This window comes from Seleniivibrio sp., from assembly GCF_021209385.1.
Taxonomy (GTDB): domain Bacteria; phylum Chrysiogenota; class Deferribacteres; order Deferribacterales; family Geovibrionaceae; genus Seleniivibrio.
Genome location: NZ_JAJOIL010000037.1, coordinates 130,734 through 156,119, shown reverse-complemented (window position 1 = coordinate 156,119; position 25,386 = coordinate 130,734). Strand labels below are relative to the sequence as shown.

At 44.7% G+C, this 25,386-nt stretch carries 27 protein-coding genes, 1 pseudogene and 1 riboswitch; of the genes and pseudogenes, 16 read left to right on the top strand and 12 right to left on the bottom strand.

The window, feature by feature from the left end; genetic code table 11:
* The first annotated feature begins 48 nt into the window (after positions 1–48).
* Together LRY47_RS12880 and LRY47_RS12875 are read left to right on the top strand one after the other, a co-directional pair.
* On the top strand, positions 49–438 hold the full coding sequence (locus tag LRY47_RS12880; RefSeq protein ID WP_295226086.1) for a hypothetical protein: 390 nt from the start codon (positions 49–51) through the stop codon (positions 436–438).
* Positions 439–467: 29 nt separating this feature from the next.
* Positions 468–1,823, top strand: a complete 1,356-nt coding sequence (locus LRY47_RS12875) for a hypothetical protein (protein ID WP_295226084.1) — start codon at positions 468–470, stop codon at positions 1,821–1,823.
* On the opposite strand, the gene LRY47_RS12870 is transcribed toward LRY47_RS12875, so the two are convergent.
* Positions 1,796–2,686 (bottom strand): DUF6731 family protein, encoded by an 891-nt coding sequence (locus tag LRY47_RS12870; RefSeq protein WP_295226082.1) that lies wholly within the window; start codon positions 2,684–2,686, stop codon positions 1,796–1,798. The genes LRY47_RS12875 and LRY47_RS12870 overlap by 28 nt on opposite strands.
* Positions 2,687–2,756: 70 nt before the next feature.
* On the opposite strand from LRY47_RS12870, the gene LRY47_RS12865 reads away from it, so the two are divergent.
* The 3 genes from LRY47_RS12865 to LRY47_RS12855 all read left to right on the top strand — a co-directional run bounded on the left by LRY47_RS12865 (position 2,757) and on the right by LRY47_RS12855 (position 3,771).
* Positions 2,757–3,053: an MTH1187 family thiamine-binding protein gene (locus LRY47_RS12865; protein ID WP_295226080.1), complete on the top strand. Its 297-nt coding sequence runs from the start codon at positions 2,757–2,759 to the stop codon at positions 3,051–3,053.
* A 65-nt stretch (positions 3,054–3,118) separates the two neighbouring features.
* Complete coding sequence (locus LRY47_RS12860; protein WP_295226079.1) at positions 3,119–3,313, top strand: hypothetical protein; 195 nt, start codon at positions 3,119–3,121, stop codon at positions 3,311–3,313.
* Complete coding sequence (locus LRY47_RS12855) at positions 3,313–3,771, top strand: hypothetical protein (RefSeq protein ID WP_295226077.1); 459 nt, start codon at positions 3,313–3,315, stop codon at positions 3,769–3,771. Before LRY47_RS12860 ends, LRY47_RS12855 begins: the two co-directional genes overlap by 1 nt.
* Positions 3,772–3,804: 33 nt before the next feature.
* Here LRY47_RS12855 and metE read toward each other — a convergent pair whose 3' ends face one another.
* Complete coding sequence (gene metE, locus LRY47_RS12850; RefSeq protein WP_295226075.1) at positions 3,805–6,024, bottom strand: 5-methyltetrahydropteroyltriglutamate--homocysteine S-methyltransferase; 2,220 nt, start codon at positions 6,022–6,024, stop codon at positions 3,805–3,807.
* A gap of 139 nt (positions 6,025–6,163) precedes the next feature.
* Positions 6,164–6,278: riboswitch (cobalamin riboswitch) on the bottom strand.
* A 191-nt stretch (positions 6,279–6,469) separates the two neighbouring features.
* Here metE and LRY47_RS12845 point away from each other — a divergent pair.
* A complete protein-coding gene (locus LRY47_RS12845) occupies positions 6,470–6,871 on the top strand; it encodes a hypothetical protein (RefSeq protein ID WP_295226073.1) in 402 nt (133 codons plus the stop codon).
* 242 nt (positions 6,872–7,113) lie between these two features.
* Here LRY47_RS12845 and LRY47_RS12840 read toward each other — a convergent pair whose 3' ends face one another.
* On the bottom strand, positions 7,114–8,391 hold the full coding sequence (locus LRY47_RS12840; RefSeq protein ID WP_295226071.1) for a type II toxin-antitoxin system HipA family toxin: 1,278 nt from the start codon (positions 8,389–8,391) through the stop codon (positions 7,114–7,116).
* Entirely contained in the window at positions 8,385–8,720 is a 336-nt protein-coding gene (locus LRY47_RS12835; protein ID WP_295226069.1) for a helix-turn-helix transcriptional regulator, read from the bottom strand. Before LRY47_RS12835 ends, LRY47_RS12840 begins: the two co-directional genes overlap by 7 nt.
* Before the next feature lie 229 nt (positions 8,721–8,949).
* Between LRY47_RS12835 and LRY47_RS12830 the strand changes: the two genes are divergently transcribed.
* Positions 8,950–9,387, top strand: coding sequence for a hypothetical protein (locus tag LRY47_RS12830; RefSeq protein ID WP_295226067.1), 438 nt, complete (start codon positions 8,950–8,952; stop codon positions 9,385–9,387).
* A 98-nt stretch (positions 9,388–9,485) separates the two neighbouring features.
* Here LRY47_RS12830 and LRY47_RS12825 read toward each other — a convergent pair whose 3' ends face one another.
* The 3 genes and pseudogenes from LRY47_RS12825 to rpsT (LRY47_RS12815) form a co-directional block, all read right to left on the bottom strand.
* Positions 9,486–10,385, bottom strand: a complete 900-nt coding sequence (locus LRY47_RS12825; protein WP_295226066.1) for a glycosyltransferase family 9 protein — start codon at positions 10,383–10,385, stop codon at positions 9,486–9,488.
* 69 nt (positions 10,386–10,454) lie between these two features.
* Positions 10,455–10,571, bottom strand: a pseudogene (gene rpsT / locus LRY47_RS12820) (30S ribosomal protein S20); the annotation flags it as partial.
* Between the two features lie 10 nt (positions 10,572–10,581).
* Positions 10,582–10,725 carry a 30S ribosomal protein S20 gene (rpsT, locus tag LRY47_RS12815; protein ID WP_295226064.1) on the bottom strand — a complete coding sequence of 48 codons (144 nt, stop codon included), beginning with the start codon at positions 10,723–10,725 and terminating at the stop codon, positions 10,582–10,584.
* A gap of 145 nt (positions 10,726–10,870) precedes the next feature.
* Here rpsT (LRY47_RS12815) and LRY47_RS12810 point away from each other — a divergent pair, with 145 nt between their 5' ends.
* A complete protein-coding gene (locus LRY47_RS12810; protein ID WP_295226062.1) occupies positions 10,871–11,212 on the top strand; it encodes a hypothetical protein in 342 nt (113 codons plus the stop codon).
* On the opposite strand, the gene LRY47_RS12805 is transcribed toward LRY47_RS12810, so the two are convergent.
* Together LRY47_RS12805 and LRY47_RS12800 are read right to left on the bottom strand one after the other, a co-directional pair.
* On the bottom strand, positions 11,209–11,853 hold the full coding sequence (locus LRY47_RS12805; protein ID WP_295226060.1) for an alanyl-tRNA editing protein: 645 nt from the start codon (positions 11,851–11,853) through the stop codon (positions 11,209–11,211). The two genes, LRY47_RS12810 and LRY47_RS12805, sit on opposite strands and share 4 nt — an antisense overlap.
* Before the next feature lie 5 nt (positions 11,854–11,858).
* Positions 11,859–12,590 (bottom strand): FadR/GntR family transcriptional regulator, encoded by a 732-nt coding sequence (locus tag LRY47_RS12800; RefSeq protein WP_295226058.1) that lies wholly within the window; start codon positions 12,588–12,590, stop codon positions 11,859–11,861.
* A gap of 225 nt (positions 12,591–12,815) precedes the next feature.
* Here LRY47_RS12800 and LRY47_RS12795 point away from each other — a divergent pair, with 225 nt between their 5' ends.
* The 4 genes from LRY47_RS12795 to LRY47_RS12780 all read left to right on the top strand — a co-directional run bounded on the left by LRY47_RS12795 (position 12,816) and on the right by LRY47_RS12780 (position 17,347).
* A complete protein-coding gene (locus LRY47_RS12795) occupies positions 12,816–13,157 on the top strand; it encodes a cytochrome c3 family protein (protein WP_295226056.1) in 342 nt (113 codons plus the stop codon).
* Between the two features lie 103 nt (positions 13,158–13,260).
* The gene (locus LRY47_RS12790) at positions 13,261–14,790 is read left to right on the top strand and encodes an FAD-dependent oxidoreductase (protein ID WP_295226054.1); all 1,530 of its coding nucleotides are present in this window, start codon (positions 13,261–13,263) and stop codon (positions 14,788–14,790) included.
* A 58-nt stretch (positions 14,791–14,848) separates the two neighbouring features.
* Positions 14,849–16,081: an OprD family outer membrane porin gene (locus tag LRY47_RS12785; protein WP_295226052.1), complete on the top strand. Its 1,233-nt coding sequence runs from the start codon at positions 14,849–14,851 to the stop codon at positions 16,079–16,081.
* A 102-nt stretch (positions 16,082–16,183) separates the two neighbouring features.
* A complete protein-coding gene (locus tag LRY47_RS12780; RefSeq protein ID WP_295226050.1) occupies positions 16,184–17,347 on the top strand; it encodes an MFS transporter in 1,164 nt (387 codons plus the stop codon).
* Between the two features lie 6 nt (positions 17,348–17,353).
* On the opposite strand, the gene LRY47_RS12775 is transcribed toward LRY47_RS12780, so the two are convergent.
* Positions 17,354–17,947, bottom strand: coding sequence for a TetR/AcrR family transcriptional regulator (locus LRY47_RS12775; protein ID WP_295226048.1), 594 nt, complete (start codon positions 17,945–17,947; stop codon positions 17,354–17,356).
* A 227-nt stretch (positions 17,948–18,174) separates the two neighbouring features.
* On the opposite strand from LRY47_RS12775, the gene LRY47_RS12770 reads away from it, so the two are divergent.
* The 4 genes from LRY47_RS12770 (at position 18,175) to LRY47_RS12755 (ending at position 22,736) form a co-directional block, all read left to right on the top strand.
* The gene (locus LRY47_RS12770; RefSeq protein ID WP_295226047.1) at positions 18,175–19,716 is read left to right on the top strand and encodes an FAD-dependent oxidoreductase; all 1,542 of its coding nucleotides are present in this window, start codon (positions 18,175–18,177) and stop codon (positions 19,714–19,716) included.
* 24 nt (positions 19,717–19,740) lie between these two features.
* A complete protein-coding gene (locus LRY47_RS12765) occupies positions 19,741–20,121 on the top strand; it encodes a cytochrome c3 family protein (RefSeq protein WP_295226044.1) in 381 nt (126 codons plus the stop codon).
* 18 nt (positions 20,122–20,139) lie between these two features.
* On the top strand, positions 20,140–21,381 hold the full coding sequence (locus LRY47_RS12760; protein WP_295226042.1) for an OprD family outer membrane porin: 1,242 nt from the start codon (positions 20,140–20,142) through the stop codon (positions 21,379–21,381).
* Between the two features lie 191 nt (positions 21,382–21,572).
* Complete coding sequence (locus tag LRY47_RS12755) at positions 21,573–22,736, top strand: MFS transporter (protein WP_295226040.1); 1,164 nt, start codon at positions 21,573–21,575, stop codon at positions 22,734–22,736.
* Positions 22,737–23,123: 387 nt separating this feature from the next.
* Here LRY47_RS12755 and LRY47_RS12750 read toward each other — a convergent pair whose 3' ends face one another.
* Positions 23,124–23,513, bottom strand: coding sequence for a cytochrome c3 family protein (locus LRY47_RS12750; protein ID WP_295226038.1), 390 nt, complete (start codon positions 23,511–23,513; stop codon positions 23,124–23,126).
* An 11-nt stretch (positions 23,514–23,524) separates the two neighbouring features.
* A complete protein-coding gene (locus LRY47_RS12745) occupies positions 23,525–25,093 on the bottom strand; it encodes an FAD-dependent oxidoreductase (RefSeq protein ID WP_295226036.1) in 1,569 nt (522 codons plus the stop codon).
* Positions 25,094–25,386 lie beyond the last annotated feature (293 nt).

Here is a 25,386-nt window from a genome sequence, read left to right as displayed (position 1 = left end):
TAACACGGGTTTCGGGGGTAAAGTCTCCCGAAATTAGAGGAGACAGTGATGAAGAAGCTTGCCGTAGTTATGTCTGTGCCGTCAACAGCAGCAGCACTTAAGGCGATGGCGCAGATAAAGAACAAACTGGGGCAAACCAAGAGAACCAGAGTGATGTTCACCGAAGACGGGAAACTCACTTTTGTATCGGGGATATTGCAGAAATCCATAAAAGATGTTGCTCAGCTTGATAAATACAGCGGAAGCGACGTTCTGATCCTTCCTTCTTACGGCGATGAATCAGGAGCCGTTCCCGGTCTTTCAGATATAAAAATGTTTCTTAACAACAATCTGGGATTCAGTATTTTTGTATGCGCAGTTCCGGAGGACGATGACGCAGAGCTTGCATCTGTTACAGATAACATTGTGGACATTGTGAAATCCAACATGGGGATCTGATAGCTTCTCTCATTAACTCAGGATGCTTGATGAATTCTTTTCGTGTTGCTTTTACTGGCAGTCACTCCCGTTCCGTCACCTTTGCGCATATTGCCAAAAATCTGACGGAACAGGGCGCTGACGTTTATTTCATTATGCCGGGCGCGAAATACCGCATAAAATATCTGACGGATATGGGGTTTGACCGAGGCAGGATCCTTGACCTTGCGGAAATCGACCGATCATATGACGCCGATGCGCTTTGTGCTATGGAGAAGTTCAGCAGGGTAACTGCCGCTCATATGATAATGAGCGACAGACTGCTTAGCAAAAAGCGCGTGAAAGGGGCTTACGGATACCTTTGCGGTGTTTTCAAAAGCGTTTCAAAGTTTATAACCGACAACAAAATAGATATTGTTTTCTCAGAAGCAACGTGGGCTTATGAACTTGCTGCCTGCTCCGCATGCGAATATGCAGGCGCAAAATTCATCGTACCGCACAGTGTTCGGATACCAGAGGGCAGGTTCGGATTTTTCAGCGGTATATTTCAGGATAAACTGATACGGCTGAACAGGGCGGAAAAATCTTTGCCTGTTCCGGCGGAATTCAGTGTACCGCAAGTTCCTTTTCAATATAAGCTATTTTCAAATAGAAATTTTTACGGTTTTTTCAGACACTTGGGCAGGTTCCTGAACAAAACGGCAAAGGACGAGACCGAACAGAGCGTTTTCGGTCTGACGGCAGAGCGTGTTAAAAGAGCTGTGAATATAAAAATGTCCGGTTTTGACGCAATGCAAACCATGCCGGAAGCGGATTTTGTGTACATGCCCCTGCATGTTTCACCGGAAGCGTCTCTGGATATTCTGGGCGGATTCTGGCAGAACCAGCTTGAACTTGTGCGAAGTGTTGCACGTTCACTGCCCCACGGTATGGTCGTTGCGGTACGCGAACACCCGGCAGGGTTGGGATGTCGGCATTTCAGCTTCTTCCGCGAAACAGCAAAACTTCCGAACGTGGTGAATATCTCTCCGTATGCAGACGGTATGGAACTGATAAAAAACGCGAAAGCTGTTGTTTCGGTGTCCGGTACTGCATGTTATGAGGCGGCGTTCGTCGGTGTTGGGTCGGTGGTCTTTTCCGATGTGTTTTTCTGTGATTTGCCAACTGTTTTCAGATGCAGAAGTGTGGAGGACATCAGGAATATACTTGCTGAGGCTATGTCTGTGAAATATGACGAACATGCTTTGGCGGAGTTTCTGGCGGATATCACTGCAAATTCATACGCGGGGTGTGTTGATTCTGCGGATATGAATCCGCTTGCTATAGAAAAAGAGAACGCCCGCGTTGTTTCACAGGCGTTCATGGATATCATTGAATATTATTCTTCGTCGGAAAAATCTTTATAGGCGGCGTCGATGTCGTCAAGATGAAGCTGGTACGCTTCGTAAAGAGTTGCTTTTGCCTCGTCGGGCGCTATGTGCGTTCCTGCTATGACGATTTCTGTTTTATGCTTTAATCTGGCGTTGTAGAGGTCAAGCTCCGCTGTTTGCTGTTCCTCGAAACTCTTACCCATTATTTTAAGCTTTCCTGCGTAGTTCTCTTCCATCACAGAACGGATGAAGTTCTTTACGGCATCCTTGTGCAGACTTCCCTTGCCATGCCCCATGGATACGGAGATATCTATTTTCAGCCCAGAAAGAGTTTCGAGCATTTTGAAATTCTCGCCTATTTCGCTGTCCAGAACGTTGCCCACAAAGTCCGATGCTGGCGCCTCTATGGAGAGGTTCAGCTTGCGGAAGATTTCCCAGTTGGTCACCTGATCGTATGCGCTGTTGATAAAGATGGGGCAGGCACCTGCGGCGCTGTCGCCTGTGAGCCAGCGGGCAAAGTCGGAGAAAGCGGATGCGGACGGACCGAAGCCGCCGGAAAGCGTCAGAAGCGCCTGCTTTTCAGGGTCGACGAGAGCATAGCTTACGTCTCCGAGACTTCCGCCCTCTGTGGGAGCCTCCTGAACAACACCTTCGCGGTTGAACCACACGGGGAGGAAGATCTTTTCCTTTATGAGACTGACTATATAAAGCTTGCGGTCGGACACTGTTATCGGTTCAAATATTTTGAACATCAATTCACAGCTTTTTCCGTCGAAAAAGCCGAAGTCCATGCCGCCGGCGGACAGAGCGTCCAGCTTGAAATCCATATCCTGATAAAAGGTGTCCACTGCGGATTCCAGCCTGTAAAAATTCACCGTTACGTTTTTTCTTTCTGCCATTCCAATTTCCTTGAGTTTAAGTATTGCCATCTTATACTAAGTTACAGAACAGTCAATAAGGAGAGAGACGATGAGTGCTATGGCGTTCGTTTCAATCACCCCGCTGGGCGAGGGCGAGAGTGTTTCAAAATTTGTTGCAAAGTCTGTGCAGGTTATCAAAGACAGCGGACTGAGCTGGCAGCTGACCCCTATGGGTACTGTTATCGAAGGGGAAAAGCTCGACGAGGTGTTCGCGGTCATAAACAGGGCGGTTGAGGCTCAGGATGAGTGCGAAAGAATATCAATTTCCGTGAAGATTGATTACAGAAAAAATAAGTCTTTGGGGCTAAATACGAAAGTCGATTCCGTGATGAATAAGCTCAAGTAAAACGTTAAAGTAATGCCGTCTGCTTCCGAATTATACTCTATCAGCAAATATTCGGAGAGGATCAGATGGCGGTTAAAGAAGGTACGGAAAACTTTACTGACTTTCAGGATCGAATCAGGGAACTGCATCTCGTAATAAAAAGCTGCGAACGCCACGGCGTTCAGGCAGACGAGCATGTGGGAAGGCTGAAAAAGGTCGTTAAAGGGATGGAAGAAGTTATGAAGAAATCCATTTCTTTTGGCGGCGGAGCAAAGATCTGATGCAGTTCAGTACAGTTTGTACATTGGCGGGAATCGGTGCGACACTTCTTCTTTTCGGGGTGTGGTTTGTTGTGGGCATTCTGCTTGAGAACAGACGTATCAAACAGAAATGCCTCCTGCTTGCAGATTCCATATGTGTTCTGAGAAACAGCAGTGGAGAACTGAACGAAACCCAGAAAGCCTGCTTCGAGCATCTTGCGGATGCTTTTGAAACCTATATCAAACCAAACGCAAAATATAAATCGGGGCTTGTGCGTGCGCTGAACAGCATATGCGGGTGCAGTCACAGCCAGCTTGATATGTTCGACTGTTTTGAGCACCGCCATGTGAACAGCTTTTTCAGGGATATGGTAAACCGGAGCGGGTACCTGTTCATTAATATGATATACATGGCTCAACTTGAACAGAAAGGCTTCCATGTAGCCGATATGGGCGGCGGTATTTCCGACAGATTGTAATATGAAGCCGCCGTTTCCGGCGGCTTTTTCTGTTTATCCTATAGCTTTTTCGTCATTTTTTTCTATTCTTCCCCGCATTAAGATGGCGGCTGTTACCATGTTCTGTAATGCAGACAATGTTTCTCCCCATCCTCTTGTTTTAAGTCCGCAGTCGGGGTTTATCCACACCTGTTCGGCTGAAATATACCTGAGTATTCGCTCTATACTGACCGAAAGCTCTGTTGCTGTGGGGATGCGGCTGCTGTGGATATCATACAGACCGGCACCTATACCGCTTTCGTAGCCGTTGCGCTTGAAGCTGTTCAAAACACCCATGCCGCTTCTGCCTGCTTCAATGCTTATAACGTCGGCATCCAATCTTTTTATATGGGGCATTATACTGTCGAACTCGCTGTAGCACATGTGCGTATGTACCTGCGTGCTGTCCTTTAAGGCAGATGTTATCAGCCTGAAACATCTCACGGCATCGTCGAAATACTGCTCCTGAATATTTTTATCCAGCGGCATTGCCTCTACAAACGCAGGTTCATCTATCTGTATTATTGGTATACCCGCTTCTTCAAGCTCAAGAGATTCTTCCCGCAAGGCAATTGCTATCTGCTCCCAAACGGTTTCCTGCGGCATATCTTCGCGCATAAAACTCCACTTGGCGATGGTGACAGGTCCTGTGAGTATCGCTTTCATAGGTTTATCCGTGAGTGATGCTGCATATTTTGTCCATTTCAGAGTTATTGGTTTTGTGCGTTTAACATCGCCGTAAATAACAGGAGGTTTTACGCATCTGCTGCCGAAACTCTGTACCCAGCCGTTTTCAAGAAAACAGAAACCGTCGAGATTTTCACCGAAATATTCAGCCATGTCGTTCCTTTCCGGTTCTCCGTGAACAAGTACGTCAATACCCAGCTTAAGCTGATGCTGAATATTCGCATATATCTCCTGTTTTATTGCGCTTTCGTAAGCGTCCTCATTAATTTCGCCGTTTTTGAGCTTCCTTCTAAGGCTCCTTATCTGTTGTGTCTGGGGGAAAGAGCCTATTGTTGTGGTAGGCAGGAGAGGGAGGTTGAGCTTTTCCGCCTGAATCGTTTTTCTGATGGCATAAGGACTTCTGTCAGATGTTATTTCTGTTCTGACAGCCGATGTTGATGTTGAAAAATCTGTTTCGGCTGCCTTATGTGTCGGTAATGACGCGACCTCATAGCATTTCTGCACTGCAAATGCCATTTTATTTTTCAGTTTTTCATCCAGTTTGTGTTCATTTCTTATATCTGCAGGACAATGGAGGAGCGAGCATGATGATGCACATAGAACCCTGTCTTCGCCCAACTTATTCGACAGCATGTCCAGTATGCCTTTTGCTTTGTCCATATCCGTTTTCCAGATATTTCGTCCGTTAACAACTCCGGCGGACACCGACATATGAGCGGGCAGCTCGCTGATATAATCCTTCAGGTCATGTTTTAAGCTCGTCATGTCCAGATGGATCACATCATACCCGGAATCATATATCGGCGTCGCGTTTAAGAGGGGGTCGCCGAAGTATGTTGTCAGCATCAGTTTTCTGTCTGATGCCGCATCTTTTATTTTTCTGTGAGCAGGGATAAACGACAGCCATGCTTCCTTTTCCATCTCTGTGCTGAGAATCGGTTCCTCTATCTGGATAAAAGAACACTCCGCAGGCAGGTGTTTTATTGCAGCGCAGTATATTTCAGCCAGCTCATCCATCAGTTCCCATTTGTTTTTTATCCATACAGGGTTTGATAGTGCCAGAAACGTAGCCGGACCGATAAGCGCAGCTTTCGGTCTGTATCTGTGTTTGATAGCCAAAACAACACCGGATGTCAGTTGAGTGAAATCAGGTTCCTGACGGAATTTAACGTCGGGTTCAGGAACTATATAATGATAGTTTGTGTTGAACCATTTTTTCATAGGGAGGGCTTGGAAGTTCCGCAGAGCATCTCCGCGAGCCATGGCGAAGTATGACTCCATTTTGCTCAGGTTGTTGAATGTGTAGCGTCTGGGCAGCATGCCCAGCATAAGTGTGGTATCCAGCATCCTATCGTAAAAGGAAAAATCTCCTGTCGTGACATAAGACAGTCCGGCTTCCTTTTGGATTCTGAAAGATTCCAGCTTCAGTTTTTCTGCTGTTTTTTCAAGTTCAGTTAGTGACTTTTTGCCCGCCCAGAAATCTTCGAGGGCGAATTTCAGTTCTCTTTCGGAACCGATGGATGGGAAACCGAGGATGTGTGATAGCATTTGAAACGCTCCTTTCAAAATATTTTGAAAAAGAGCAGGACAAATTGTGCCGCATATGAAGAACGGCAGAAAACGTTATATAGTTTTCTGCGTATCTGTCTGTAACGCGAGACAGTCCGGCTCCTTACAGATCCGGGTCGTCTTCTGGCTTCCGGCTCCCTCTGTGCCTTGTCCTTCCCGATTTTATCAGTGGACAGAGGCGGGATATATGCCGGTTACAGCGGCGCGTCCGCGACGGATTTTCACCGTCTTCCGTTTCCCGTTCTGTGTGTGTTAAAGTTTATATCCTCTTTAATTTAAAAAATCAAAAGAAAATTTTTCCGGCAGTTTTTTCCTTCCGTTTATAAAAGGGGGTAATTTACTCCATATTTTGCCTGTTTTTTGACCATTTTTTTGGCATGCGTTTTGATATGTATTATTCGTAACAAATATCGGGGGCAAGAAAATGGCACAACTTGCAGCAACAAAGGTGAACGGTCACGGAGTTGAATACGGATTCGACATTCATGTGGCTGCACCCGAGGAAAGGATTTTAGACAGGGTTTACGACTTCCCCGAAGCTCTGCCCGAAAAAGCGATGGATATGCTGGTTGATCTGGCAAGCGACGATTCCATTTCAAACAGAGAGATGGACTTTATTTACTTCCAGATAATCACACTGCCGATGATGGCGGCTTCAGGAATGTTCGCAGACCAGAAGCAAAGGTTTCTCGCAGAAAACAAATGCAGTTTCAAAGATTATGTTCGATACAGACTGAACCGCCTGAGTCTTATGTCTGCAAACGGCTATGACAGACGGTTTTGCGAGCGTATCAGGCAGCTCCTCTGGAGATTTACTGTCGTTTGACCTCGCGTATGTCTTTAAACACGGCGTCGAAAGCGTGACTTGTTCACGAAATACTGTCCTGGGGGTGTGATGATGCACCCCCGTCCTATTTTCAGAGTCTTTTGTACCTTTCTAATCAAGTTCGACATTTTTCTAATTAGTCTGACAATTTTCTATTTAGTTTGACAGTTTGAGTTTTATATAATTTGGAAAGCATCAAAGAATATGACTAGAACTGCGTATTTATAATAATGCGGTCATCCTTAATCCTTGGATTTAATAAATTTGAAGATTTCCTGTGTCGCAGGTCCAGAGACTCCAGTGTCTTTTGCATAATCCAGCCAGTTTATGACTACGCTTTGTATTTGTTCAAAAATAGCCTTCGGTTTTTTGATATTCATTGTGTTTGCGATTGCGAGTATGTCAGTTTCTGTGATGTTGTCTCGTTTGCCGTTTACAGACATCTGGTGTCTGCTGACCCATATGCTGTCTGGCTTATAACTGAATGTCATGTCGAATGCCGGAGCTAAAGACCACTGCCCCTGTTCGTTCATCAGGAAAGCTATGTTTTTGGTGTGATCGTCTCTGTTATATGTCAGTACGTTAAACACCATTCTCCTGAACATCTGCTCCGCATCGCCATATGGCAAGCGCAGACTTCTCATTACCTGAAAAGCATCCTCATATGAGTAGGCGGTCGGATTATTGAAGTCGAAATGGGCAAGTCCGCACAAAGACTGCATATGTAGCTTTTTGTTGCCTTGTCTGTCGAAACGCTTTGTCATGAAATGTGCATGGTTGCCTATTTCGAGCAGACGGCACTCTGACATAACGATACCGCAGTCCAGAGCCATTTTGTAATATGCATATTCTATACGACCTAATCCTTGCGGGCTGATGGATTGGTCAACACCATCGAATTTAAGCAGTGTGTGGGTAAAACCTTCAGGAACTGCAACCTGTCCGGATATGATTTCTCCGGTCTTGTCGTTTACGGCTATCACAGCCTTGGCTCTCGCACCACCTGCGGAAGTCCCTATGGCAAGAATATCTTTCATCATTTCTGCTGAATCAGCGGAAGTTTTCAGTTGTTCGCGTCTTGACAGGATATTTGCGACAAGAGCTGTCATCTCTTCGATATCTATTTTTGCAGCGTTGGAACGTTCGTGCAGGGCAGGGGAATACTCCAGAGCACCCATGCCTCTGTTGCCTATATAGCAAAGTTTTTCTACTGGGTTCATGTCGGCTTTTGTTCTGCCGGTTCTGCTTAACCATTCATCAAGGATTGTGTTTCCGAACTTATCCGGCAAAGAGTCCGCAAGCATTCCGGGCAGCCCTTGAAACGTGTCTTTTGGTAATGCCTGGAATTGGTATATTGTGTTCTGCGCTCCGTTTGCGGGCATTGTAATAGGTGATGGTTCGCGAACGCTGTTGTTCGCAAAGTCAGGATAATATTGAAACAGAGCAACCTGTCTGTCGGCATCCCATGACACCGCGCCTATTCTTTTGTTCCATAAATTAACTGTAGCGATGTTTACCATTCGGATTCATCCTGTTTTGCTGTTTTTTTCTGTTTTGACGCTCTTTGTCTCTGTTTACCCTTCATCTCAGCTAACGCTATGGGGCTTACAAGCTGTGTTGGGATAAAGTTGTCGAGCTGGTCAAGCATCTCAAGCGTTCGCATTATGGCTATGATGTTACTTATCTTGGATGATGTGTTTCCGGATTCTATATTCTGGAGTGTGCGCAATGATATGCCGGACTTCGCGGCAAGGGTGTCCTGTGACATGTTTCTGTTGATGCGAGCAGTTTTGAGTCTTTCTCCAATTTCATTTACAATGGCTTTGTCAGTTAGGTTGTAGTAGTTCATGAAAGTAATATAGATGGCGTTGTTGCGTGTGTCAATATGAAATAAAATGCGTAATAATGTCAATAAATTGCAATAATATGTGAAATAGTGCGTTTTGTATATGTAAGAACTCTGGCTATTTTTTGGAACTATTGTATGGGAGGGTTACAAGCCATCCTATTTTTTGATTGAAATGCTTAAATGATATATCCATTATAATATAATCAAATATTTATTTGCAGGTGCTCTGATGAAACAAATAATATCTGTTCTTCTGATGCTCTTTTCTTTTGCAGTTTATGCAGGCACGGTTCAGGATGTTGAAAAAGGCGAGCAGGAGGGCTCTGTTTCAAAAAGATGGGTCATGGATATTCTGAAAAATGGTAATACTGACAACGTTGTCTTTATGGATGCCCGCCCAATTTCATTTTATAATAAACAGCATACTGACACTATAGGTCATCTTGACCCTGACGTTTTCTATGAAGACGGCGGATGTGAAAAGGCTTTGTCTTTGATACCGAAAGATAAGATTGTCGTACTCATATGTCCCGGACCCCGCGCTCAGGAGTCTTATCAGAATCTTACTGATTCAGCGGCTAACGGCGGCTGCGGCTACACAGGCGGCAACGTATACTGGATACGCACTAACGTCCTGTACCACAAAGACCGTATTGAAGTGAAATAGCGTATAGATGTGAATGTTATGCAAATCACATATTTTGTATATCAGGTCTGCGACAGCAGAACGTAGGCTTAAATGAAGGCTCTGTTTCGGCAGATCCTTTATCTTATCGTTTCAAAAACATTTTCAACGCTGATCTCCTGCATGCAGAGATTTTTTTTGCAGGCGTGTTTTCCGTCCTTTTCGCATGGGGCGCATGGCAGGTGCGACATTATTATTCTGCCTCGAACAGGCGGCATACACTCTTTCGGGTCTGTGGCACCGAACAGAGCCGTTATCGGCGTTTGTGTGCATGCGGCAAGGTGTGTAAGCCCGCTGTCGTAGCCTATATATCTTTCGGCTCTGCTGATTATGTGAAAACAGTCTGAAAGGCTTGTTCTGCCTGTATAATCATAAATTTTAGGATGGCTGACGTTCAGCTTTTCCTCTTCAATTCCCAGCAGAGCTACGCAATAATCCGTTTCATTCGCTATTCTGAGTGCCAGTTCCGCCTGTTTGTCCCATATCTTTTGTGGGGTATACCTGCGGAAATTTTTGCCTCCGCCAGCTGAAATAGCTATGTATGGTTTTTCTGGCAGTTCAGATGTTGATTCTTCCGGCTGAAATGAGTACCCGAAATCATATCCCATGCCGACAGTTTTAAGATGCCATAGATGCCTTGACGTGCCTGATTTTTTCGCTGAACAGGCGCAGTCAGTGCCTGATATTTTTGCCAGAAAGTGCCACTTCTGGTCTGTATGGAATATATATGCTTTGTCAAATTGACTGAGCAGGCTGGCGATATGCAGGGCTTCAAAAGGCATGAGCTGGCTGTAAAGCCTTTTGGAGCTGAAAGTAACTATGTTGTCTATCAACTTATGCTTTTTCAGCACATGGGCGTATTCTGCGCCGCAGATGAGAGAGATTTCGCTTTCTGGATATTTTTTGCGTAGAGCTGCAAGGGCTGGGGTTATCTGGATAAGGTCGCCTATGGCACCTGTTTTAACAGCCGCTATTTTCATACGCGCAACGCAAAAAAGCCGAAATCCTTCACGGAATTTCGGCTTTGCATAACTTGTTTGATAAAGCTATTAAGCAGTTTTAAGAGCGTTAAGCTTCTTAGCAAGTCTGGACTGACGGCGAGCCACTTGGTTTTTGTGGATAACGCCTTTAGATCCGATAGAAGCTATAGTTGCAGTAGCGGCTTTGAAAGCTGCTTCAGAAGTTTGTGCGTCGCCTGTTTGAGCAGCGGCGGCAAACTTTTTTAACCATAGTTCTCATTTTAGACTTGTATGACTTGTTTCTAAGATTTCTTTTTTCGCTCTGACGGATTCTTTTCAGTGCAGAAATTGTGTGAGCCACGTCATTCACCTCTATTTATTCTTATGAGCGGATAAGACTATCAGAAAGACTTTCTGATGTCAATAACTAAACATATTCAAACTTGCGCTTGATATACATTTTCCCCAGTGATAGATTACCATAAACCATATACGGAGATATTGATATGAAAAAATATATAGCTGCCCTGATATTTGCCGCACTTGTGGCAGGATGCGGCGCCCAGACCGCTTCTGTTGCCCCTGCTGACCAGACGAGACTGGAAGCGCTGGAGATTCAGCAGAAGAGTGATTCCGAGCGTATTGCAAAGCTGGAAAAAGAGCTCAGCGAAACAAAAGAGGCGCTTGAACGCTCACAGAGACAGTCAAAACAGCTTGGTGAAAGCTACGACACTCTGGTCAATATGTTCAAAGATTACAAACAGGTCGTTGTCGGTCTTATGGATAACATGAAAAAGATGATGAACGGCGCCTCTAAAGATAAAGAAGAGGCTCCTAAAGGTAATTAATCAGCAAGATATATTTCAATACGTTCTTTGCCTTTGCCGGGGTTGACACGTTTAAGGGTCAGCCCGCCTATCTCCTTTGTGCTTCTGATATGAGTTCCGCCGCATGGAACCTGCGCGAAGCCGTCTATACGCCAGAAACGGTGTTCGTTCTTAACGTCGTCAAAATCACAGATTATTTTATGATCCGCCGTGATCATCTTTGCCAGTTCATCATTCAGAAACTCAAAAGTTGATGAAATGTTGCCATCCCACATGAAATCCACACGCGCTTTGTCATAAGTTATATTAGCGCCGATTTTTTCAGGGTGTCCGAAGTTCTGATAAACAAGCTCAAGAACCAGTTCCGCAGCAAAGTGCAGTTTCATGATCCTGTATCGCTTTTCCCAGTCTATGCACACTTCAACGTTGTCGCCAAGGCAGAGTGTATGGTTCTGCGGAAGTGTATAAAATATCTCAAAACCGTCCCGTTCCGCCTGCAATATCTCAAATCCGCCTATTGTTCCGATGTCGGACTGTTGTCCGCCCTCGAAAGCATAAGCGACGGTATGGCTGAGTGTTATCCTGTCGCCATCCACAGACATGATCAGTCCTGTGCATTTTGTAAGATAGGGGTCTTTCCAGAATAGTTTTTCAACCGGCATAGCTGTTACTTGGAGTAATGCGTTCTGAAATTCTCTTCCGCCGCAATGAGCCTGTCTCTGAATTCATGAAGGTGATCATGCATGGCTTTAAAAACTGCTTCATCGTTCCTGTCAAGAAAAGCTCTCAGAAGTTCGTCGTGCATGCCTGCCGGGTGAACTTTGTCAGGGTGGAAAGAGGGCTGCAGATCTTTCGTTACCTCGCGGACGAGGATAGCGAGAGATTTTATAATGGCTTCAAGGAATCTGTTTCCTGTGAGTTCCGCTATGAGATAGTGTAGATGGGAACGGTTGTAAACCATGTCGTCGTTTTCGCCGGATAAGGTGTGTTCAGATTCTACTATCTGTTTTATTTTATCAAGGTCTGCGTCGGTACAGTTGCGGACAGCAAGTTTTGCGGCTGCCGGTTCTATGAGTATCCTTGCCTGAGCTATTTCCGGAAGTGACATTTTTCCGGACATGAAAAGGTCGAAACATGCATTGCTGAGCCTTTCAAAAGTGATATGTCGAACGAAAGCCCCGCCTGTTGAACCCTGCTTAATTTCGACGAAAGAGTTTGCCTCGAGAACTTTGATAGCTTCACGGACAACGGTACGGCTGACCTGAAACATTTCAATAAGTTCCCTTTCTGAAGGGAGCTTGTCTCCGGCTTTGTATTGCTCTGTCAAAATGGCTTCTTTCAATTGGTTATAAACTTCGTCTGAAGCCTTTACTTGTTTAATAGGAGTAAATGTCGGCACTACAATCTCCAATAAATTAGGACAATCATATTAATAATACATATTACTGATTATGAGAACAAAAATTTTAAAATAAGTTCAAGAGTTTTTCAAGCGAAATCGTTCAATCATTAATATTTAAATGTATTATATAAAATATATGACATTTGAATTGACGACGCCTTTTTTAAATGTTATACATTTGACATATGATAGTTATATATTTCATCTTAATGGAGAAGCGAAATGAGATCTTCTAACTTATTCATTTTTGTTTTTATCTTCGCGGCTGCTCTTGCGCTGGTTTTCACAGCCAACGCAAATGAGCTTAAGGGCAAGCACAAAGAGGCTGCCGTGGCATGTGCCGACTGCCACAAAACTGATACTCCCGACAAACCCGCTCCTGTGACCTCCTGCAAAGAGTGCCACGGCGGCTATGCGGAAGTGAAAGAGCTTACCAAAGGAGGAGAGGTTAATCCGCACGATTCGCATCTCGGCGAAGTGGATTGCAGAGACTGCCACAAAATTCACGCCCAATCACAGCTGGTTTGTGCTTCATGTCACAACTTTGAGCTGATCGTACCATGACAGCCGTCCTTTGAGGACAAAGAGGGGGGAGACTATTTTTTTTCAGGCAGTTTAACACGTGAGCTTGTGTCAAAGGACACAAAATATAAAGTGAGGTAACACAATGAACCGTCTTTTATCAATCAAAGCAATCTTAACTTTCTTCATTGCATTGGTCATGTGTATGCCCGCGTATGCCGACAAGGTCTACAATGTAGACTACGTCATCGTCGGCGGCGGTGCAACAGGTCTCAGCTCTGCTGTTCAGGCTCAGCAGCTCGGTCTTAAAGTTGTTGTCATGGAAAAACAGGCAATAACAGGCGGAACAGGTAACTTTGCCGAAGGTCTTTTCGCGGCTGAAAGCAGCCTTCAGATCAGGCAGGGTATCGACGTTTCAAAAGAGTTCGCATTCAAAACAATCATGGACTACAGCCACTGGAGAGCAAACGCTCCTCTGGTCAGTGCATTTGTAAACAAATCCGCTGAAACCATCGAATGGCTGAAACAGTTCGGCATCCAGTATGAATATATAGGTGTCGGCGGCTTCGGCGGTCCCCTTACATGGCACGTTGTCGGTGACTATGAACAGGACGGAAAAACATACCACCATGGAAAAGCCGTTATGATGGCTCTCACAAAAACTTTTGTGAACAACGGCGGTACACTTCTTCTTGAAACACCTGCAAACGATATCATCAAAAAAGATGGTAAAGTTGCCGGAGTCATCGGTTCCACAAAAGATGGCGAAAAGGTAATAGTTAACGCTAAAGCCGTTCTTATATCAAGCGGCGGATATGCGAACAACAAAGAGATGATGAAGAAATATTCCAGATATCCTGAAATGATCTTCATCGGTCAGATAGGCAAAATGGGCGACGGTATCCAGATGGCATGGAAAGCAGGCGCAGCAGAAGAGGGCGTTGACGTAATGCAGTCATACAGACCCGGTCTGGCAGGTTTCCACCCCGCATCACAGCTTATCGCTGCGGCAGTTCAGCCCTATCTTTTCGTAGACCCCAAAGGTCACAGATATACTGACGAGTCAAACATAACAGAGTGGCCTCAATCAGGTAACTCTCTGGAAAGAATAGGCGGTACCGCTTACTCTATCTATGATGACAACTCAAGACAGATGTTCATCAATCAGGGTATAGATATGCCCCTTGGTGAATGGGTAATTTACGGAACAAAACTTGACAAACTTGATGACGAATTCAATAAAGAACTCGCCAAAAAGAATGGCAACGTTTTCAAATGCAACACAATCGAAGAGGTTGCCAAAGCTATCGGTGCTGATCCTGCAATTCTGAAAAAGACAGTTGCGGACATCAATAAAGCGGCTGATATGCACAAAGACGACCTTTACCACAAAAACGCAAGATATCTGCGTTCAGTATCAAAAGCTCCCTTCTATGTGACAAAGCTCCACCCCAGAGCGCTGGGAACACTCGGCGGTGTTAAGATCAACGAAAAAGCTGAAGTTGTTGATGTTGACGGCGAGGTAATTTCCGGTCTCTATGCGGGCGGTCTTGACGCAGGCGGTATGTATGGCGACAGCTATGACCTGAAACTTGGCGGCGGAACATTCGGTTTTGCCATCAACTCAGGACGTATAGCTGCTGAAAATGCCGCTAAATACGTTAAAGGTAAATAATGACACGGTGTCCGGTGAAAAACGCCGGACACCTTTTACGACTTTGTCAGGAGGAAACATGAAACGCAAGATAGCTATAGCAGCAGCTCTCGCACTCGGTCTTACATCAACTTCTTTTGCGGCGGACAACCTTAAGGATATGTTTGCCCAGAGTTACGGAAAAGGCGAGATCAGAATGCTTGATTTTAAAAGGGACTTTGATGAGGACACCACAACAAGAAGAGACAACGCCATCGGCGGTCTTCTTTATCTGCACACAGGCGACCTGAAAGGCGTAAGCTTCGGCGCTACTTTTGCCGTTGCCCGCGATATGTACAGCGATGACGACGATGTTGTATACGGACTGCTCCAGAGAGGAGCCGACGGTGACCATGAAGGTTTTACCCGCATGCAGGAATATTATATTCAGGGCGACTGGTTCAACACAAAGATCAAATACGGTGCTCAGGAGCTTAACACTCCATTCATGAACAAGCACGACATCCGTATGCTTCCGAAAACTTATAAAGGTTTGACCATTGAGAACAAATCAGTGGATAACCTTACCCTTTCGGCTTACTACATAACAGATTATATGGGATGGGCTGACGACGAATTTATTTCAGCTTCCAAATCTATTTCTTCTTCTATTGACGACGATAAACCGGTTCTTGTTTTCGGCGCTCAGTACAACATACCCGTAGATTCTGTTAAGTCCAGTGTTCAGGCTTGGCATTACAATATGCCCGATATCTTTAATGAAACTTACCTGAATGCCTCCGTATCCAAAGACTTTGGCGGCGTGACTGTATATGTATCGCCGACTGTCCTTGATCAGAGGTCACAGGGTGATGAGCTTGCAGGTGAACTTGATACGGATCAATATGGTTTCAATGCAGGTGTTAAGTTCAAAGGCTTTGACATCACAGGGTTCTACGCGAAAACAGGCGACGACGATCTGCTTGTTCCGTGGGGCGACACTAAGGTCATAATTCAGCAGATACTTGCATCCGGCAGAGCAGAAGAAAAAGCTTATGCGGGCAAGATCAATTATGATTTCGGTACGCTCGGCGTTAAAGGTCTCAGCGCTTATGTATTCCACGCTGTATATGATACACCCGAATCAGGTTCCAATGCATCTGCCGACATGAAAGAGACAGATTTCAGCATCCAGTATGCTTTTTCCGGCGCTCTTGACGGTCTGGGACTCAGAACCAGATATGCCATGGTCGATGTCGATGACGGCGAAGATTATGATGATACACGTTTTTATGTAACGTATAAATTTGCTTTCGGTGGGGCAAAGAAGTAGAGAGAGAGTTTTTCCTTTATCCTCCAATGTAGTACACGCGAAAGAACCACTGGCTAAGGCGGGGAACCCCGAACCCCGCCTTTCCATTTACCGGAGGCGGAAATGGACTACAGACTTAAAATTCTGTTTATTATAAATCTTGCTGTTTCTCTTGGATTTGCCGTATCCGATGCATATTTCTCACTCTATGCCGGAAGCATCGGCGCAAGAGGGTTGATGTTTGCCTTTGCTGTAGGGGGTTATTTTGCGGCGAAGATATTTTTCAGCCCTTTTACGGGGATGCTTTGCGATAAAATAGGAAGCGGAAGAATGATAATGGCGTCAACCGCAGTCTATTCTATTATCGCGCTTTCATATGTTTTTTTCAACGACCTCCTTATAGTAACAGCTCTGCGTATCCTGCAGGGTCTGGCAGCCGCTATGTTCAGACCTGTGATACTTGCCTCCGCGGGGAGTCTTGCTCCCCGCACGCGCAGGGCGTCTTCAATGGGTGCGTTCGATATATCTTTTTATGCGGCAACCGCCGCCGGACCTCTCCTTGGAGGTATCATAAGGGATACTTTCGGCTTCAGTGGGCTTTTTCTGCTCCTGTCTGCTCTCTGCATATCGGCGTTTGCTGCGTCCGTTCTGTATGCTCTGGATGCGGTGGAGAGGGTTAGTTCTGATGAAGACGGTACCTCTTTTTCAGATGTTATAAAAAATCCTGTAGTTGCGGCACTTCTGGCGTTTATCTTCGGGAGGGCTTTCACGATATCGGCTCTGTGCATCTTTCTGCCTATCTATCTTGAACAAACAATGGGGCTTTCGCCGTTCCGCACAGGCATTGTAATGTCTTTGTCCACCATTGTGATGATAGTTTTTCTTCGCCCTATGGGAGTTCTGGCAGACAGATATCCGAAAAATCTGATGATAATTTCCGGCGGTCTTTATACTGGTATGCTTCTGGTTTTTCTGCCGTTGGTTGAAAGCTATTACGGTATTCTTCTGATATGCGGTCTGGTGGGTGTTTTCAGTGCTATGTCACAGCCAGCCTGTTCAGCTCTTCTGATAGAAGAGGGTGAACGTATGGGGCTTGGTAAAACAGCTGGAGTTTTTAACGGAGCACTCAATCTGGGCTTTGCCGTTGCACCTTTGGCGGGTTCTCTGATCCTTTCTTTTCTGGGTATTCGTTTCGTATTTTACTTTGCCGGTGTTTCCGCTATGCTCGCCATGCTTGTCAGTTCGTATCTCATGATATCGTTTTCCCCGGTGGAAGCTGATATATAGTTTTCATTATTCTGTCCATATCTGATCAATAACATGCCGGAGAAGTTCATCCACTTTGGCACTGTCGGCACTTGGTTTTTTAATACTTCTCATAAGAAAGCTTTCAGATATATTCGCCATAAGCTCGATTCTCGCTTTCAGCTCATCTTCGGGGACATTGGGGAATACCGGTTTTACGGCAAGCAGTGCAAGGTTTCTGTATAAGATGTCAGCGTTTGTAAGCATTTCCGCTACAACGGTATTTCTTGCTGCTTCCGCGTGTATTTCCAGTAAAAGTGCTCTTTCTTCGTGATCATTAACGAATTTCTCTTTAAAATATTCAATGTGAAAGCATGCGATATCTCTTCTCAGTGCAGTTGAAGCAATCCATTGGAGATGTTCTTGGGTTGAGTGTTCGACTATACCGTTTATAATTTCATTCTTATTATCGAAATAGTGATAAATATGACCGACACTCATATTTGCACATTTTGCTATTTCATTCATGCTGGTTGCATGGAAACCTTTGTATGCAACGCATTTTCTGGCAGCTTCAATAATTTTTGTTTTTTTTAACGCATCACGTTTTTCTTTTGTGAGCGATATTTTCTTTTCTTTCATGACCTTATACTACCTGAAAAGCTTTTTTTAGTCAATAAATAGGGTTTTTGTATATGAGATATATACATCTGAATATTGATTTATAAAAAAAGTAAATGTTCATTCTAATTTCTCCTGTAATAACGCTTATTTGCCAGTTTATAATAAATAATATATTGACAACATGACTTTGTTTGAGTATTAAAAAAGTGTGAACGTTCATTCTAAAATATTAAAGGAGATTTATTATGGGCAAAATTAAAACGTTTCTTATGTCTTTTGTTCTTCTAATGGTTTCATCTCTGTGTTTTGCCGCAACCGGAACAGTCCAGCAAAGCTATGATGTTGTCGTTATCGGCGGCGGAGCTTCGGGTGCGGCAGCGGCTCTTTCTGCCGCTCAATCCGGATCCAAAGTGCTTTTGATTGAAAAAGCCAGAGAACTGGGAGCTTCACAGTTTTCTTCCGGTATGATGGGTGTCAACACCTCTCTCCAAAGAGCGCGTAATATGAAGATTACTCCTTTAGAGGTATTTAAGCAGATGGAAGATTACACGCATTTGTTTTTTAATGCCAGACTGGCGAGAACAACTGTTGAACACTCTGCTGAAACCATTGATTGGCTTATGAAAAACGGTGCAAAAATATGGCTGCCCGATATGCCGCAGCAGTTTGCACATGATGCTGAAAAACCGATCATTTATCACAGATGGAACAGTAATCAGGGAGTTAAAGCAATCGGTGCTTCTTTTGAAAAAGCAGGCGGAACAGTTCTGCTCAGAACTACAGGTTCAAAAATCTTAACTGACGCTAACGGTGCTGTATGCGGCGTTGAAGCTGTCGGTGATGACGGTACAAAATATTCTTTTAAAACCAAAGTTGCTATTGTTGCCACCGGAGGATTTCTCGGCAATCAGAAAATGATGGATGATATGGGAATAGTAGGACACCCCATGGGCTGGCTTTATAATGACGGCGACGGTCTGAAAATGGCATGGGATGCAGGCGCTGCAAAATATCACGAAACCGTAACCGAGTATCACGGTACAGGTATTGTTGAAAAAGGCACCAATAAAGAATCTGTTTTTATGCCGAAACTTGAATCCCTTATCCATGTGCCCATTCTTTGGCTGGATAAAACTGGTCAGCGTTATTACAACGAACATCATGTTTACGACAACGCATATGTAGCGAACGCACTTGTTCCCGTTGGCGGAAGTGGTTTCGTGGTTTTTGACCAGGCTATGCTCAATAAATTCATGACATCAAAAACAGGCATGATTGATTCATTCGCAAATATCAGAAATATCCCCGGTCTGGAAAATGGTCCTATTCCTAATCTCCAGAAAGATCTGGAAGCAGCTATGAAAGAAGGAATTGTCTTTAAAGGCAACACGCTCGAAGAACTTGCCGCAAAAGCCGGATTTCATAAAGACGATTTTGTGAAACAGGTCGCAGATTACAACAGATATGTAAAAACAGGTGTGGACGAACAGTTCGGTAAACCGAAGGCTGATCTTCTTTATCCTGTGTCTAAAAGTCCCTTCTATGCACTTGAAGTTACCGCATATAACCTTACTACCATCGGCGGCATCAGAGTTAACGAGAAACTTGAGGCTGTTGACAACGATATGAACCCGGTTAAAGGTCTTTATGCTGTGGGCAACGTTGCAGGCGGTCTCTATTCAGACAGCTATATGACCGTTGAAGGTTTGACAGCAGGTTTTGCTGTTGTTTCAGGGAAGCTTGCGGGTGAAAACAGCTCTGCATATGTCAAATCTCTGAAAAAATAACAGTGCAGACAAGAGGGTAATAAAATGAAACAAATATCCAGAAAAATAATAAGCATGATCTTTGTGATATGCATAGTGCCTGTAATTGCGTTTGCAGCGGCTCAAAATAACGAATTGCTTGCTCAAAAACACCTGAAACAGGGAGTTGCATGTACAGACTGTCATGCCATCGGAGAAGAAAAAGCTCCTGTCAAGGTAGATACTTGCCTCTCCTGCCACGACGGATATGAAGGCATGGCGAAAAAAACAGAGAAAAAGGGTGACGGAACCTACCTCAGTAACCTGAACCCCCATAAATCTCACCTTGGCAATGTTGAATGTACCGAGTGTCACAAAGGACACGAAAAAGCAGCTACTACAACATGTGAAAAAAGATGCCACACTTTTGGTTTGGTACTCCCTTAAGTTTAAAAGGAGAATATTATGAAACTTAGAAGTTTATTAACTTTTACAGTGGTGTCTTTGTTTGCCGCACAGGCTTATGCCGCAGACAGCATTGCTGATATGTTTTCGGAAGGTTCCGTACACGGTCAGATCAGGGCATTTTCATATACTTATGATAATGAGGGTTCAAGCCGCGACCTTGGTGACAATGTAATAGGCGGGTTTGTTTACTATAAAACAGCTCCGCTTCACGGAATCAGTCTCGGATTGACTTTTGCCACTGCGAATAACTTTCTGAGCGATGACAACAAGGGCAATTATGGTCTGCTTGATGAAAGTACTGCCAGCGAACATAAGAGCTATACAAAAATGATGGAGTATTATATTCAGGGCGATTATTTTGACACGACATTCAAATACGGCGCTCAGGAAATTTATACGCCCATCATGAACATGGACTATTGCCGTCTGCTCCCGAAAACTTATAAAGGTCTTTCAATCGCCAATAAAAGCATCGATAACCTTGAGCTGGACGCTTATTACATCACAGGCTATTCAAACTGGAACGACAGTGACTATATGCCTATAATGAGCTCTGTAACTGATTCTGATGATGAAAATCCGCTTCTTATCGGCGGCGCAAAATATCATGTTCCGACTGAATCCGTGAATCTTGGTATAGAGGGATGGGTATATCATATGGATGATGTATTCAACTCACAGATGGCAATTGTGAATCTCTCCAAAACAATCAATGATGTGAATGTTTCATTCATACCTTCATATCTGAAACAGGATTCTGCGGGGGATGATCTTGCAGGCAAACTGGACACATATCAATACGGATTTCAGACAGGTGTCAATTTTAACGGAATAGACCTCAAAGCATATTATTCTAAAACCGGTGATGATGCTCTGTTTACTCCATGGGGTTTTGGAAAGGTCATTATGCAGCAGTATATGGTCTCCGGAAACAGAGCTGAAGAGGACGCATACGGTGTTCTTGTGGGATATGATCTCACAAAAATCGGTCTGACCGGTCTTTCCGCATATGTTTGGTATACCGTTTACGATACTCCTGACAGCGGAAGCAGCGCAACTCCTGATGCAGTTGAGACAGACTATAACCTCCAGTATAAGTTCGGCAAAAACTTTAATGGGGCTTTGGACGGTCTCAGTCTTGAGGCAGGATTGGCTGATATCAATTATGACGGCGCTGAAGATGCAAAAGAACTCAGACTGCGTCTGATATACAGTTTCAAATTTGGCAAGAACAGTTAAACAGCCTCCTTTTATGCGGCAGATGGTTATCTGCCGCATGATGTTTTTATGTAACGTATAAATTTGCTTTCGGTGGGGCAAAGAAGTAGAGAGAGAGTTTTTCCTTTATCCTCCAATGTAGTACACGCGAAAGAACCACTGGCTAAGGCGGGGAACCCCGAACCCCGCCTTTCCATTTACCGGAGGCGGAAATGGACTACAGACTTAAAATTCTGTTTATTATAAATCTTGCTGTTTCTCTTGGATTTGCCGTATCCGATGCATATTTCTCACTCTATGCCGGAAGCATCGGCGCAAGAGGGTTGATGTTTGCCTTTGCTGTAGGGGGTTATTTTGCGGCGAAGATATTTTTCAGCCCTTTTACGGGGATGCTTTGCGATAAAATAGGAAGCGGAAGAATGATAATGGCGTCAACCGCAGTCTATTCTATTATCGCGCTTTCATATGTTTTTTTCAACGACCTCCTTATAGTAACAGCTCTGCGTATCCTGCAGGGTCTGGCAGCCGCTATGTTCAGACCTGTGATACTTGCCTCCGCGGGGAGTCTTGCTCCCCGCACGCGCAGGGCGTCTTCAATGGGTGCGTTCGATATATCTTTTTATGCGGCAACCGCCGCCGGACCTCTCCTTGGAGGTATCATAAGGGATACTTTCGGCTTCAGTGGGCTTTTTCTGCTCCTGTCTGCTCTCTGCATATCGGCGTTTGCTGCGTCCGTTCTGTATGCTCTGGATGCGGTGGAGAGGGTTAGTTCTGATGAAGACGGTACCTCTTTTTCAGATGTTATAAAAAATCCTGTAGTTGCGGCACTTCTGGCGTTTATCTTCGGGAGGGCTTTCACGATATCGGCTCTGTGCATCTTTCTGCCTATCTATCTTGAACAAACAATGGGGCTTTCGCCGTTCCGCACAGGCATTGTAATGTCTTTGTCCACCATTGTGATGATAGTTTTTCTTCGCCCTATGGGAGTTCTGGCAGACAGATATCCGAAAAATCTGATGATAATTTCCGGCGGTCTTTATACTGGTATGCTTCTGGTTTTTCTGCCGTTGGTTGAAAGCTATTACGGTATTCTTCTGATATGCGGTCTGGTGGGTGTTTTCAGTGCTATGTCACAGCCAGCCTGTTCAGCTCTTCTGATAGAAGAGGGTGAACGTATGGGACTTGGAAAAACAGCGGGAGTTTTTAACGGAGCTCTTAATCTGGGGTTTGCCGTTGCACCTTTTGCGGGTTCTCTGATTCATTCTTTTCTGGGTATCCGGTTTGTATTTTACTTTGCCGGTGTTTCCGCCATGCTTGCCATGCTTGTCAGTTCATATCTCATGATATCGTTTTCCCCGGTGGAAGCTGACGTCTGATATATCCTTTTGAGCTATATAAATCTTATTCTGATACAATCCTTAAATCATCTTATTGTGATAATATTAACAATATTGCAATAAGAGGTGTACGGTGCGTGTTTCACTTGTTATATTTTGTATTTCGTTTTCATTGACTGTTTTTGCTCAGGAAAAAAAGGCGGAATATGAAAAGCCGCTCTTTGCATTTAACTATCAAAAAGAAAATATATTGCCGCAAAAGAAGAAAAATGAGGATTTCAGGCGAGGTTGCTGTTCGCACCACGGCGGTGTGTGCGGATGCTCCGGTGGGCGGGCGCTCTGTTGTGACGGAACTCTAAGCCCCACATGCGGCTGTGATTAAATAAAAAGCGGGACGAAATTGTCCCGCTTTTTTAATGAGGTTACTTATTTAACCTTAACTTCTATCTGGTGGCACCAGTTGCAGTGCATTTTCTCTTTAGGTGCTTTGTGTACGGTGTGGCACACTGTACATCTGACCGGTCCCTGGTGGGAATCGTGCATGTTGAACTGTCTTTCTTTGCCGGAGTTGATATAGGTGCGCATTTCACCTGTATAGTTTCCGTTGCCTGAGTCGTGGCATTTGATGCACGCACTGTGGTGGGGCATCTTTGTGGGTTTGTTTGTCCCGTGGCAGTCGATGCATTTAAGTCCTGCCTCTTTGTGTTTGAGTGTGGACACGATCTCTTTGCCGGCGGCAGATGAAACACCTGCGAAAGCGAAGAACAGGCATACAGCGAAAAAGGCTGTTGTTATTATATGAAATTTTCTGGACATTATGCTGCTCCTTATCTTCCTAATTCGTTTTTGATTATGTTCTGTGCTGCCAGTCTGCCTGATGTGAGTGCGAAACCGCTTGCAGAACCTTCAACGAGCAGGTCATATGAGCTGTCGTAAAGTCCGCCCATGTCCTGACCTGTTACATACAGACCTTTGATGGGTTTGCCGTGAGTTGTGAGAGCCTGAAACTCGGTATTGATCTTAACTCCGCCGAGTGTAAGGAAGAATGCACGGATGCCTTTCAGAGCGTAGTAAGGTCCCTGATCCTGAAAAGCGATGATGTGTTCAGGTTTGCGTCCCCATTCGGGGTCTTTTTTGTCGGCAGCGTATTTGTTTACACTGGCAACACTTTTTTTAAGGTGGCTGACATCGACGCCGATCTTTTTAGCGAGTTCTTCAAGAGTGTTTGCTTTGAAAGCGTAACCCTGTTCGATACCTGTCTGGATACCTTGATCGAGCTCTGTCATTTTCTGACCTACTACAACAATTGCGTTGAAGGGGATCAACGGACCGCTGCTGATCATTCTTTGTTTCATGCTTTCGTCAAAGATGCTGTACATAACGCCGCCGTTAGATGTCATGGCGTTGTAAACGTTTGTGAAACTTGAACCCTGTGATTCGTTATAAAAACGGTCGCCTGTTTGGTTTACCCAGAGGAAAGGCTGGCTGAGAGCCGCTCTTGTTTGTTTCAGGGAGTCGGAACCGTTGAATTGGAATATCAGCGGAAGGTGTTTGTCATCAAGATAGGGGCTGTTCCCTGCGACAGTCTGCATACCTGCAAGACCTGCGCCGACAGCTTTTGCCATATTGATACCGTCGCCTTCGCGTCCGTCAAGAACGGGGCCTCTGTAGAAGATGGGTTCATACATGCCTTCGCCGCTGCTGTCTGTAACATATTGAGCGAGCATTTTTTTGTTGCTTTCAAATCCGCCTGTGGCAAGGATTACGCCGCCTTTTGCTTTAACTTCATATTTTTCGCCGTATGCAGTGTCTGTGGCGTAAACGCCGATGACGCGTCCTGATTTATCAGTCATAAGCTTTGTAACGGGAGTTTCAAGGAATATCTTTCCGCCCTTAGCATAAATTTCTTTCTGCATGGCTCTTACAACGCTTGCTCCGTTGTGTTTGTAGCAGTGCCACACATGGAGAGATTTTTCTTCGGGGAAAGTTGTTTTGATACCTTTGAACTCAACACCCATATCTTCGATTCGGTCGATGGTTTCGCCGGAGTTTTCAAGCAGAGTTCTGATAACCGCTGCGTTTGCGCGCCAGTGGTGGAAATCTATCGCAGCGCTGAATACTTTGTCAACGCTTGTGTCATATCCTGCTCTTGCCTGCATTTTTGTGCCGACACCTGTTGAGCCTTCGGGATAGTTACCTGCACCGCCAAGACCGGGCAGTTTTTCAAAAACGACCACCGAAGCGCCTTCACGCACGGCTGTCAGCGCTGCGGAAAGACCGGAAAAGCCGCCTCCGACAACAACAATGTCTGCCGTCAGCTTTTGCACAGCAAACGCATTTGGAACTGCGAATGCGAGCAGAGCGCACACCATGATAACCTTGTTAAGCAATCTCATTGCTTCCTCCTTAAAAAATTAATACGAGACTCCACGGAAAATTATTGAATATCCGGGGTCTGTCATAACGTCTATTACTCAATTAGCGTGCCATAAAGTATGGGTATTAGATTTTTGATTGTTATTAAACTGTTATGGTCACAGAACAGATTCTTATGGCTGTCTTGTTAAGTTTCGTGAGACACTGTGTCTCATAAATAGTGTTTCAAAACGACCGAATGTCGGGCATTATGATACAATTTAGCTTTATCAATAATGGTTTAACATGATTAATGTTGTGGAATATGATTTTC

Coding starts and splice junctions, on each gene's coding strand:
- LRY47_RS12880 (WP_295226086.1), top strand. CDS start 49: ATGAAGAAGCTTGCCGTAGTTATGTCTGTGCCGTCAACAGCAGCAGCA.
- LRY47_RS12875 (WP_295226084.1), top strand. CDS start 468: ATGAATTCTTTTCGTGTTGCTTTTACTGGCAGTCACTCCCGTTCCGTC.
- LRY47_RS12870 (WP_295226082.1), bottom strand. CDS start 2,686: ATGGCAGAAAGAAAAAACGTAACGGTGAATTTTTACAGGCTGGAATCC.
- LRY47_RS12865 (WP_295226080.1), top strand. CDS start 2,757: ATGAGTGCTATGGCGTTCGTTTCAATCACCCCGCTGGGCGAGGGCGAG.
- LRY47_RS12860 (WP_295226079.1), top strand. CDS start 3,119: ATGGCGGTTAAAGAAGGTACGGAAAACTTTACTGACTTTCAGGATCGA.
- LRY47_RS12855 (WP_295226077.1), top strand. CDS start 3,313: ATGCAGTTCAGTACAGTTTGTACATTGGCGGGAATCGGTGCGACACTT.
- metE (WP_295226075.1), bottom strand. CDS start 6,024: ATGCTATCACACATCCTCGGTTTCCCATCCATCGGTTCCGAAAGAGAA.
- LRY47_RS12845 (WP_295226073.1), top strand. CDS start 6,470: ATGGCACAACTTGCAGCAACAAAGGTGAACGGTCACGGAGTTGAATAC.
- LRY47_RS12840 (WP_295226071.1), bottom strand. CDS start 8,391: ATGGTAAACATCGCTACAGTTAATTTATGGAACAAAAGAATAGGCGCG.
- LRY47_RS12835 (WP_295226069.1), bottom strand. CDS start 8,720: ATGAACTACTACAACCTAACTGACAAAGCCATTGTAAATGAAATTGGA.
- LRY47_RS12830 (WP_295226067.1), top strand. CDS start 8,950: ATGAAACAAATAATATCTGTTCTTCTGATGCTCTTTTCTTTTGCAGTT.
- LRY47_RS12825 (WP_295226066.1), bottom strand. CDS start 10,385: ATGAAAATAGCGGCTGTTAAAACAGGTGCCATAGGCGACCTTATCCAG.
- LRY47_RS12810 (WP_295226062.1), top strand. CDS start 10,871: ATGAAAAAATATATAGCTGCCCTGATATTTGCCGCACTTGTGGCAGGA.
- LRY47_RS12805 (WP_295226060.1), bottom strand. CDS start 11,853: ATGCCGGTTGAAAAACTATTCTGGAAAGACCCCTATCTTACAAAATGC.
- LRY47_RS12795 (WP_295226056.1), top strand. CDS start 12,816: ATGAGATCTTCTAACTTATTCATTTTTGTTTTTATCTTCGCGGCTGCT.
- LRY47_RS12790 (WP_295226054.1), top strand. CDS start 13,261: ATGAACCGTCTTTTATCAATCAAAGCAATCTTAACTTTCTTCATTGCA.
- LRY47_RS12785 (WP_295226052.1), top strand. CDS start 14,849: ATGAAACGCAAGATAGCTATAGCAGCAGCTCTCGCACTCGGTCTTACA.
- LRY47_RS12780 (WP_295226050.1), top strand. CDS start 16,184: ATGGACTACAGACTTAAAATTCTGTTTATTATAAATCTTGCTGTTTCT.
- LRY47_RS12775 (WP_295226048.1), bottom strand. CDS start 17,947: ATGAAAGAAAAGAAAATATCGCTCACAAAAGAAAAACGTGATGCGTTA.
- LRY47_RS12770 (WP_295226047.1), top strand. CDS start 18,175: ATGGGCAAAATTAAAACGTTTCTTATGTCTTTTGTTCTTCTAATGGTT.
- LRY47_RS12765 (WP_295226044.1), top strand. CDS start 19,741: ATGAAACAAATATCCAGAAAAATAATAAGCATGATCTTTGTGATATGC.
- LRY47_RS12760 (WP_295226042.1), top strand. CDS start 20,140: ATGAAACTTAGAAGTTTATTAACTTTTACAGTGGTGTCTTTGTTTGCC.
- LRY47_RS12755 (WP_295226040.1), top strand. CDS start 21,573: ATGGACTACAGACTTAAAATTCTGTTTATTATAAATCTTGCTGTTTCT.
- LRY47_RS12750 (WP_295226038.1), bottom strand. CDS start 23,513: ATGTCCAGAAAATTTCATATAATAACAACAGCCTTTTTCGCTGTATGC.
- LRY47_RS12745 (WP_295226036.1), bottom strand. CDS start 25,093: ATGAGATTGCTTAACAAGGTTATCATGGTGTGCGCTCTGCTCGCATTC.